This is a genomic window from Sulfurovum sp., from assembly GCF_041551015.1.
Lineage (GTDB): Bacteria > Campylobacterota > Campylobacteria > Campylobacterales > Sulfurovaceae > Sulfurovum.
This window is the reverse complement of record NZ_JBFENQ010000058.1, coordinates 1-10,680: the sequence shown is the minus strand read 5'-3', so window position 1 is coordinate 10,680 and position 10,680 is coordinate 1. Positions and strand designations below refer to the sequence as shown.

The 10,680-nt window shown below is 36.9% G+C and carries 10 protein-coding genes; 1 reads left to right on the top strand and 9 read right to left on the bottom strand.

Features of this window, described 5'->3' with window-relative positions; genetic code table 11:
- The 4 genes from ABZC96_RS05300 to ABZC96_RS05285 all read right to left on the bottom strand — a co-directional run.
- Positions 1-296, bottom strand: a 296-nt coding sequence (locus ABZC96_RS05300; protein WP_373029604.1) for a DEAD/DEAH box helicase, incomplete at its 3' end; no start/stop codon positions are given.
- Positions 297-390: 94 nt separating this feature from the next.
- Positions 391-1,449, bottom strand: a complete 1,059-nt coding sequence (locus tag ABZC96_RS05295) for a CNNM domain-containing protein (RefSeq protein ID WP_373029603.1) — start codon at positions 1,447-1,449, stop codon at positions 391-393.
- Positions 1,450-1,465: 16 nt separating this feature from the next.
- On the bottom strand, positions 1,466-2,794 hold the full coding sequence (gene mgtE, locus ABZC96_RS05290) for a magnesium transporter (protein ID WP_373029602.1): 1,329 nt from the start codon (positions 2,792-2,794) through the stop codon (positions 1,466-1,468).
- A gap of 135 nt (positions 2,795-2,929) precedes the next feature.
- The gene (locus ABZC96_RS05285; protein WP_373029600.1) at positions 2,930-3,118 is read right to left on the bottom strand and encodes a DUF2892 domain-containing protein; all 189 of its coding nucleotides are present in this window, start codon (positions 3,116-3,118) and stop codon (positions 2,930-2,932) included.
- Positions 3,119-3,455: 337 nt separating this feature from the next.
- Between ABZC96_RS05285 and ABZC96_RS05280 the strand changes: the two genes are divergently transcribed.
- Positions 3,456-3,983, top strand: a complete 528-nt coding sequence (locus tag ABZC96_RS05280) for a cytochrome P460 family protein (RefSeq protein ID WP_373029598.1) — start codon at positions 3,456-3,458, stop codon at positions 3,981-3,983.
- A gap of 71 nt (positions 3,984-4,054) precedes the next feature.
- Here ABZC96_RS05280 and pckA read toward each other — a convergent pair whose 3' ends face one another.
- The 5 genes from pckA to ABZC96_RS05255 form a co-directional block, all read right to left on the bottom strand.
- On the bottom strand, positions 4,055-5,644 hold the full coding sequence (gene pckA / locus ABZC96_RS05275) for a phosphoenolpyruvate carboxykinase (ATP) (protein WP_373029597.1): 1,590 nt from the start codon (positions 5,642-5,644) through the stop codon (positions 4,055-4,057).
- A gap of 111 nt (positions 5,645-5,755) precedes the next feature.
- Positions 5,756-7,081 (bottom strand): sodium ion-translocating decarboxylase subunit beta, encoded by a 1,326-nt coding sequence (locus ABZC96_RS05270; RefSeq protein ID WP_373029596.1) that lies wholly within the window; start codon positions 7,079-7,081, stop codon positions 5,756-5,758.
- A gap of 2 nt (positions 7,082-7,083) precedes the next feature.
- The gene (locus tag ABZC96_RS05265; protein WP_373029595.1) at positions 7,084-8,877 is read right to left on the bottom strand and encodes a biotin/lipoyl-containing protein; all 1,794 of its coding nucleotides are present in this window, start codon (positions 8,875-8,877) and stop codon (positions 7,084-7,086) included.
- 18 nt (positions 8,878-8,895) lie between these two features.
- Entirely contained in the window at positions 8,896-9,126 is a 231-nt protein-coding gene (locus ABZC96_RS05260; protein WP_373029593.1) for an OadG family transporter subunit, read from the bottom strand.
- A 71-nt stretch (positions 9,127-9,197) separates the two neighbouring features.
- Positions 9,198-10,580, bottom strand: a complete 1,383-nt coding sequence (locus ABZC96_RS05255) for a DEAD/DEAH box helicase (RefSeq protein WP_373029592.1) — start codon at positions 10,578-10,580, stop codon at positions 9,198-9,200.
- Positions 10,581-10,680: the final 100 nt, after the last annotated feature.

The window sequence follows — 10,680 nt, the reverse complement described above, 5'->3', positions numbered from 1 at the left end:
TATTTTCCATACGCTTCTATACTTGCGTGTACCTGCTTTGCCAGTTCACGTGTAGGTACCAAAATAACTGCTTTAGGGTAATGCTTCCCCTCAACAAAGCTTTTGCTAAGATCTTGGAGTATAGGTAGAGAAAAGCCTGCCGTCTTTCCTGTTCCTGTCTGTGCCCCTGCCATGATGTCACGGTGAGAGAACATCACTGGGATCAGTGCTTTTTGTATAGGTGTAGCGGACTCATAGCCTTTGTCACTCAGTGCTTTTAAAATTTCCGGAGATAATCCAAGTGTAGCTAATGACATATTATTAAAACCTTATGTATTCTTAAAAAGCAATTTTTTGAGTGAGCCTTCCGTTGAGGGAAACCAAGCGTTAACGTAATATATGGAGATTTGCTCAAGATATGTCTTTTGTATCAATAGCACTGTCTAACCTGCGCTGCAAACGCATTTTCTGTTTTGCAACCTCTCTCATATCGGCATCACTGTCACTCTCATCGACAATTTCAACACCCAATATAGTCTCAACACAATCTTCAAGTGTCACAATACCCTCTGTCTGATCATAGCTATCAAGAACTAAAAACATATGCTCTTTTTTCTTAATAAATAGATCAAGTGCTTTAGATACAGGTAAATTTTCAGAAATCTTGAAAATATCTTTTTTTATCGAATTTAACGCTACATTGTCATCTTTAAGCCCTTGTTTAAAGATCTTTTTAGTCATTACCATACCTGTGATATTTTCAATACTTCCATCATAAACAGGTACTCTCGAGAATTTAAATATCGCTGGTTCACTTTCAACAATATCTTTAATTTTTCTACTTCCATCTAAAGCAAACACAACAGTTCTAGGTGTTAATATCTCTTTAATTTTTATCTTATCAAGAAGAAGAATATTTTCGATAACATCAGACTCTTGCTCCTTAAGTACTCCATCGTCTTCACTATGTAATGTACTTTGAATGAGTTCTTCTTTAGTCAAACTCATTGTGTCAACACCTTTACTTATACGATTAGTTACAAAGAGTGTTAAAATGATAATAGGATATGTAATCCAAATGAAAAAATGAATCACATATGTAGCTACAGGCGCTAGAGATTTCCAATACACTGCACCTATGGTTTTAGGAATAATCTCAGATAAAAAAAGAATAGCAAATGTTAGAATAATAGACACATAAAATACCGCGCTCACACCGTAAATACTTTCTGCTTGTGCACCTACAGCAGCTGCACCTAAAGTATTGGCAATCGTATTCAGAATTAAAATAGAAGATAAAGATTTGTTAATATTAGTTTTATGCGATCTTAAAAGTTTTCCTGCCATCGGGCGTTCTTTTTCAAGTACTGAGATGTACGCCATGTTTGAAGAGAGTAAAACAGATTCTAAAATAGAACAGATGAACGATATCACCACAGCCAACGAGAAATAAAGAATTAACAAATCCATTTAAGTAATTTTACCTTTATAATAATATCAAGGTCGCTAGACCTAAGAAAGAAAAGAAACCCACGACATCCGTGACCGTTGTAAGTACTACTGTACTTCCAATGGCTGGATCAACTTCCATTTTTTTGAGTAGCAATGGCACCATAGCACCAAAGAAACCTGCACTCAATAAATTAATGATCATAGAGAGTGCAATCACAATGCCTAGCATCCCTTTATCAAACCACATTGAGGCTATTATACCCATGATTATAGCAAAAATAAAACCATTTACAAGTGAGAGTATGACTTCTTTTTTTATGGTACGAAATGCATCATGTTTGGCAATATCACCAAGCGCGAGTTGACGTACAACAACCGTAAGACTTTGTGTCCCCGCATTACCACCCATTGAAGCCACGATGGGCATCAATATGGCCAAAGCAACAACACTTTGAAGTGTATCTGCAAAAAGGCCTATGACCAAAGAAGCGATAATTGCCGTGATCAGATTTACGCCCAGCCATACTGCACGTGCTTTACCTGCTTTAAAAATATCTTCATCTTCTTCTGCATCATCATTTACACCAGCCAAGTGGTACATCTGATCTGTTGCCTGTTCATTGATGATGTCATAGATGTCATCTGAAGTAATACGCCCAAGCAGTACACCATTATCATCTATGATAGGCATTGACGATAGATCATACTCTTGAAACTTCTGTACAATATCAGCAATATCATCATGATCATGTCCAACAACAGGCTTATACTTTTCAGGGTTTTCTTCAATATTTTCTTGAAGTGTTGTATTAAAATTAAAAACAAGAAGATGGTCTAAACCCACACCATAGCATAAATTCTTTTCTTCATCTGTAACAAAAAGATAATTTACATTTTCAAGTTCATCTTTTCTTCTTAGGCGAGCAAATTCTCTAATTACATCATGTACTGTATGTTGTAAATTAGCCGTGTATACTTCTACTTGCATATACGCACCCGCTTCATCTTCATCATACTGCTTAAGCTTTAAAATATCTGCTTGATCCTCTTCATCTAACTGATTAAATACAGCTTTAGCTATGCCTTCATCAACTTCTTCAAGCTCTTGCATAAAGTCTGTTTGATCATCACTTTCCAATTCTGAAACTGAATCTGCAAGTTCTTTTGTGGTAAATGATTCAACAATATCTTCAAAATATCTATCCGGAAGTTCCAATGCAACATCAGCTATAAGCTCTTTAGGTATAGCTTGTACTGCTTCATTAAAACTTTTTTCATCTAAACCTTTAAGTAGATTGGCTATATCTGAGGGGTGAAGTTCATCATGAGGATGATCATTTAAATATTGTGTGAGTTTATCCATAGCCTGTACCTTTGAAGCGTTGTATTGTGAAATTATACTTTATTAAATAAGTAGAATGGTTTAATTAATAAAAGTGTACGAACGTAATAGAATTAAAATAAAGAGTAAAACAAATGAGGATTTACCTCATTTGTTTTATTTTGATGGTGTATCACACTTTTTAGTGATGATACATGCTGGACAAAAGTTTACAAGTCCTGCAATAAGTGGTATAAACCCAAGATAGAACCATTGAATTCCTGAGTATACACCATATGCAATAAGTGCCAATCCAACTATAATTCTAATCGGTCTACATATTGCTCTGAATTTATTTACATCCATATTATTTCCTTTAATATATTTCTTTATATTGTATTATAAATAACTTAGAATTATATAAGAATGAAAATATGATCTCGTGTATTTTTTTATTTTAAGTATGTATACCTACCTATTAAAATGAATAAGTTCTATACTATATCTTATTTAAATCAATGCAAAGATATAGTCTATTAATAAACATTTTTCTATTCTTCTCATTAAGATTCTAGAAGGTATGACTCTAATGAATAATATGCCAAATGTATATGAATTTTACACATATTTTACACACAGCTCTAGTATAATTATTGCCACAAAATGGAATGACTTCTAAAAATTTAGTACGAAAGGAAAGATTATGAAGAAATCAATTTTAACTAGTATTATGATACCCAGATTGATACTTTTATCTCTTGTACTTAGTATGATATTTATACCCGATCTGTTTGCCTCTAACACAAATAATAAGGGAGTAATCAAAAACCAATTTACCTTTCCACGTTGGAAAAGCCTGCATAAACTTAATACCGAAGCACTAAAGTCCGATTCACACCGGGCATGGTTTGATATCTATATCAATACACTTGCTAAAAAGGCTTATATTCAAAAGTGGCATTTATTTCCAGTAGGTTCAATTGTAGTGAAACCACTTTATCCTGATCCAAAGCGCTCAGAAACATCTAAACTTACCATTATGATAAAAATGGAAAAAGGCTATGATACAGACAATAGTGATTGGTGGTATGGAGTCTATGATGAAACAGGAATGGAAGGATGGCATCAAGGGAAAATAAAATCCTGTATAAAATGCCATACATACGGTAAAGAGACAGACTATATGTTTTCTGAAAGTGTAATGGAAAGTATTAATGAAAAGGAAAGATGAAATTAAAAAATTTGGTTCTTTAAATTTGTATTAAGAGGTTACCCCACACAAAATGTGTGGGGTATGAAGTTTTAAAGTTGAGGACCTGCAGAGGCAAAGTCAAACTCTCCACCATTACCGTCATAACGGTGGAAGTTTTCCTGGAACATACCGGCAAGCTTCGATAACATTGCATCATACTCAGCTTTATCTTCCCATGTGTTTCTTGGATTAAGTACAGCAGTATCTACACCTTCCAAAGTCTTAGGGATAGAAAGATTAAATATATCAAGTGTTTCAAATTCTGTATCTAAGATAGCACCGCTCAAAATACCATCAATACATGCTCTAGTGTTTTTAATACTCATACGTTTACCTGTACCGTAAGGACCACCTGTCCAGCCAGTGTTAACTAAGTATACATTTACACCATGCTCATCTATCTTTTCTCCAAGAAGTTTAGCATAGACTGTTGGGTGCAATGGTAAGAAGGCTTCACCGAAACATGCAGAGAATGTAGCAACCGGCTCAGTAATACCTCTTTCTGTTCCAGCTACTTTAGCCGTATAACCACTAAGGAAGTAGTACATTGCCTGTTCTTTAGTCAGTTTACTTACCGGAGGTAATACACCAAATGCATCTGCTGAGAGGAAGATAATGTTATTTGGATGACCTGCCTGTAAATCTTTTTTATGGTTCTCTATGTGTTCTATAGGGTAAGAGACACGTGTGTTCTCTGTTTTAGAACCATTTGTGTAGTCAACCACACCCCTTTCATCTGCAACAACATTTTCTAAAAGTGCATCTTTAATGATGGCACCATAGATCTCTGGCTCAGACTTTTCATCAAGGTTTATCACTTTTGCGTAACATCCACCTTCAAAGTTAAAGACTCCATGATCATCCCAACCATGTTCATCATCACCGATCAGTGCTCTTCTCGGGTCTGTTGAAAGAGTGGTCTTACCTGTACCTGAAAGTCCAAAGAAGAGACATACATCATCATCTGCACCTACATTAGCAGAACAATGCATAGGGAGTTTACCCTCAAGCGGTAACCAATAGTTCATCATAGAGAAGATACCTTTTTTCATCTCACCACCATACCATGTACCACCGATAATAGCAACATTATCTTCTATATTAAATACGACAAAAACATCAGAGTTCAACCCATGTTCTTTGTACTTTTCATCTACAGCTTTACATGCATTATATACAGTAAAGTCTGGAACAAATCTTTCAAGTTCAGACTCTGTAGGACGGATGAACATATTTTTAACAAAGTGTGCCTGCCATGCTACTTCAGTGACAAAACGTATAGAACGCTTACTTGCAGCACTTGCTCCGGCATATACATCTGTTACGTAAATATTCTTACCTGAAAGTTGGGTCAAAGTAAGGTCAAGCAATTCTTCATAGATCTCTTTATCTATCTTAGCATTTACATCACCCCAAGCGATATGTTCATTTGAAGGTGCCTGATCGACAAAATATTTATCATTAGGACTTCGTCCTGTAAAGATTCCTGTATCACACATTGCTGTACCTGATGTAGAGATCTTACACTCTCCTCTGTTTACTTCGTGCGCTTGCAACTCGTCATAACTTAAATTGTAATAGACATCTCCGATATCTTTCAATCCTAGTTTATCAAGTCCGTTGGGCGTTTTAGTACTCATAAGTATCCTATTTTTTTCTTTTATTATAATGCTAAAGCATAAGTTAGAAAATATGTATTATTTCCTAACTTATGCTCCCTCTAATGAGGAAGCATAATACGTGGAACTACTTTACTTAAAGATAGAAAGTAGTACACCTGCTGCTACAGCTGAACCGATAACACCAGCCACATTTGGACCCATCGCATGCATTAGCAGAATATTACCCGGTTTTTCTTCAGAACCAACTTTACTCACAACCCTTGCTGCCATTGGTACGGCAGAAACACCTGCTGCACCGATAAGTGGATTGATAGGTTCTTTTGAAAATTTGTTCATAACCTTACCCATAATCACACCTGCTGCTGTTCCAGCAGCAAATGCAAGAAGACCAATAACCATAATACCTAATGTCTCAGCTATCAAGAATGAATCTGAAGCCAATGTAGAACCAACACCAAGACCAAGGAAAATAGTAACAATGTTAATGAGTGAATTTTGCATCTCATTAGAAAGTCTGTCAACTACACCTGATTCTTTTGCAAAGTTACCCAATGCGAATGACCCCATAAGTGGTGCAGCATCTGGTAAAATAAGTGCGATCATCATGATTACGATCAGAGGGAAAATAAGTTTTTCAAGTCTATTTACTTTTCTCGTAGTCTTCATAACAATTTGACGCTCTTCTTTTGTAGTCAATGCTCTCATTATAGGTGGTTGAATCACTGGAACCAATGCCATATATGAATATGCAGCAACTGCAATAGCTCCAAGAAGCTCTGGTGCCAATGCCGAAGCAATAAAGATAGAAGTAGGACCATCCGCCCCACCGATGATACTGATCGCTGCAGATTGTTTAAGTGTAAAGTCTACCATTCCAGTATATTGAGAAAGTGCTGCTGCACCTACTAATGAACCAAAGATACCAAACTGAGCAGCTCCACCAAGAAGTGCTGTTTTAGGGTTAGAAAGAAGTGGTCCAAAGTCCGTCATTGCTCCAACACCCATAAAGATAAGTAGCGGGAAGAATTCGTTAGCAATACCCATATTATAGATAATACCTAGCATTCCGTGATCACTTGTCATATTGGCAATAGGTATATTGGCCAGAAGTCCACCAAAAGCGATAGGTAAAAGAAGAAGTGGTTCAAATCCTTTGCCAATAGCTAAATAGAAAAGAATAAAAATGATGATAAACATGATAAGTTTACCCCAACTTTGAGCAAAGATACTCATCTCTTCACCATGACCATTCTTTACACCCTCTTCAGGATTTACCATGGCATTTAGACCTGTAGTTTCAAAAAAGCTTCCTAGAAGTTGAGTAATAGATTTAGATTCATATACTTGTTCTTCTTGTGCAGGTGCTGCAGGTGCCTCATGCACACTGGCTTGCACAGTTGATGTGAGTGCTGTAAAAGCAAACATCATCGAAAGTAAAAGATGTTTGAGCTTCATATTTACTCCATTGTGGCTAGAAGTTGTGCGTCAGCGACTGAGTCATTGACATTTACATTAATTGTAGCAATTTTACCTGCTTTAGGTGCAGTAATGTCAATTTCCATTTTCATTGCTTCAAGAATCATGATCACATCACCCTCAGCTACAGTATCACCTGGATTTTTAGTGATCTTCCATACATTACCTGGAGTTTGAGAATGTATCTCTACACTTCCTACGCCACCTGCCAACACTGTAGGTGCTGCTGCTTCTGCTACTGCGTTTACCTGTGCTGGTGAAATTTGGATATTTCCTTCACCCTCTGCTACTTGTACGCTATATTGTTTACCATCTACTACTACTGTATAATTTCCTGCCATATCTGCTTCTCCGCTACAATTATTATTTTTACCTTTTCTTACCATGAGAGGGCCTTCACCCTTCAAGAACGCAATACCTTTTTGATCACATGCACCTGCAATGAAGATGTTTTCATCTGAAACTTCTAAACCTTCTTCTTCAAGTACTTTTGTCCAGTGTGCAATAGATTTCTTTTCATCTCTGTCTGCAATATCTAAAGGATTTTCTGTGGTTGGTTCTAACTTTAATTTCTCAGATGCAAGCTTGATGATCTCATCATCTGCTTTTACTGGTGTTTTACCAAAGTAACCAAGTACCATACGTCCATAACCAGGAGCTATTTGCTTCCAAGGTCCGAACATTACATTGGCATACGCTTGTTGCCAGTAGAATTGACTCACTGGTGTTACTGATGTACCGTAACCACCACGTTCAACTACTTCTTTCATCGCAGCGATCACTTCATCAAATTTGTCAAGATCCCCTGAATCTCTCATCATCTGAGTATTGGCTGTCAATGCCCCACCAGGCATTGGTGAGAATGGAATAAGTGGTGATACCTGTGTCGCTTCAGGTGGTATCATATAATCTGAAAGACATTCTTTAAGTCTCTCTTCATACTTCAGGATCTTGTCAAGCTGCAAATCACCAAGATTATAGTCAGTACCTTTTGTTGCATGAAGCATTGTAAGTATATCTGGTTGACTAGTACCACCACTTACCGGTGATGCAGCCATATCGATACCATTTGCTCCTGCATCTAGCGCTGCAAGGTAAGATGCTACAGAAACACCTGCAGTTTCATGCGTATGAAGTCTTAGGTGTACACTATCACCAAGAAGTTTTCTCGCCATTGCGATTGTCTCATATACTTTGTGAGGATTTGCTGTTCCTGATGCATCTTTAAAACAAACGCTATCAAAAGAAATACCCGAATCTAAAATGTTTCTAAGTGTTTTTTCATAAAAAGCAACATCATGTGCACCTTTACATCCTGGAGGAAGATCCATCATTGTTACTACAACTTCATGATCAAGGCCATGTTTTTTGATCATCTCTGCTGAAAACGCTAGGTTGTTCACATCATTCAGTGCGTCAAAGTTACGCACAGTTGTTGTTCCATGCTTTTTAAACATTTTTGCGAAAAGCTCAATCATTTCACGACTACCTGTATCAAGCATTACTGTGTTGATACCACGTGAAAGTACTTGAAGGTTAGCATCTGGTCCTACGATCTCTCTAAAACCATCCATCATTTCAAATGCATTTTCCTGTAAATAAAAGAAAAGTGATTGGAATCTTGCTCCACCTCCAAATTCGAAGTGATTAATACCTGCATTCTTCGCTGCTTCTACTGCAGGAAAAAAGTCATCCATAAGTACACGACCACCAAAGACAGACTGAAATCCGTCTCTAAAAGTTGTGTCCATTACATCAATATATTTTTTAGCCATTTACAATACCTTACTTTATCATTTTTTACGAAATTCTGTGACAGCCGCTATAATAGCTGCAACATGTTCTGATCCCTGTGTAGCACTGTTTGAAGTAGTTCCTACTTCAGGTGCTTTTTCTGGGAAGAGTTTATTGATAATCTTAGCTTGCAGCTTCATTACCTGAACGAGTATAACTAGAAAGACAAATACAACCATCATTCCTAGCACCATAAATTTTAAGCTTTCACCTACTAAATCTATTTCCATACAATTTACCTCACTTTATAAGTTTACAAATTCTAAAACAGTTTTGCTTGTTATTAGGTAAAAAAGAAAAATTATCTTCTCTTTTTTCTACGATTGGTATTTCTCGTAGCTTTTTGTTCCGCTGCATATCCTTGCATCATCTCATCTACAGTATTTTGATCAAAACCTATTTGAGTTCCTATATTATGCTGCTCTTGCTCAATTAGGTGAGAAATAAGCTTTTCCAATAGTAGCTCTCTATCCATCTCTCCCATATAAGCCAACAACTCCGCTGCATCTTCATGTACATGAATATCTCTGATCTGTTCAGCTAAATATTCACAACTTGAATTATCAAGCCCTGAACCACCTTGAATAGTTGCTAAACGCATATCTGCACCTACTTCTTTTTGAATACGCTGGAGTTCTTTAAACTCTTCGGTTGTCACCAAAGTAATCGCCTGACCACTTCTTCCTGCGCGCCCAGTACGACCGATACGATGTACATAACTTTGCGGGTCAAAAGGAATATGGTAATTAAAGACGTGTGTGACATCTTTGACATCTAAGCCGCGTGCAGCTACATCTGTGGCTACCATGATCTTCGTCTCACCTCTTCTATAGGCTTTAATGACCACTTCTCTGTCCATCTGTTCCAAGTCACCGTGTAAACCGCTGGCATTAAATCCTAATGCTTGCAAATGTTCGGTCAATCTGTCCACTTCTCTTTTCATACGACAAAAAATGATACATTTATTAGTCTCTTCTGTCTCAAGAAGTTTTACGATGGCTTCATCTCTTTGATTCTCATGTATCATATAGTAACGTTGATCGATAATGTTATTTGTCGTCTCTTCATCTCCTACAACAGAGATATATTCAGGTTGATACAAAATGTTACTTGCCAACTCTTTGATCGGCTCAGGCATTGTTGCAGAGAAAAGTAATGTTTGTCTATTTTGAGGAATATACTCAAAGATCTCTTTGATCTCTTCAAGGAAACCCATGTCAAGCATTTCATCCGCTTCATCAAGTACAACTATTTCTGGGTTAAAAACATCGATCTTTCCTTTTTTATAAAGGTCTTTAAGTCTTCCTGGTGTTGCTACAACAATCTGTACACCTTTGTGGATAAGTGCTATCTGACGTCCATATCCTACACCACCATACACAGTTAACGTTCTGATACCTGCAAAACGTCCTAAATGATACAGTTCATCAGCCACTTGTGTCGCCAATTCTCTTGTAGGTGTGATGACCAACGCCCGTTCTATCTCACCTTTGGCAAGTTTATCCATCATAGGAAGACCGAACGCTGCTGTCTTTCCTGTACCCGTATGGGCTTGTCCTACCATATCACTACCATTAGCGATGATAGGAATAGCCATCTCCTGGATAGGACTAGGCTCTTTAAAGCCTGCTATTTTCACACCTTTTGCTAAATCAGCATGAAAATTAAATTCACTAAATTTCATTATATACCTTTAAAATATGAGGTACCCCTCATTCATGTCCAAAAAATCTTTTTGAACTTAAGAGAAACTCCCGTAAGAGGTTCTATAAATTCATACCTAT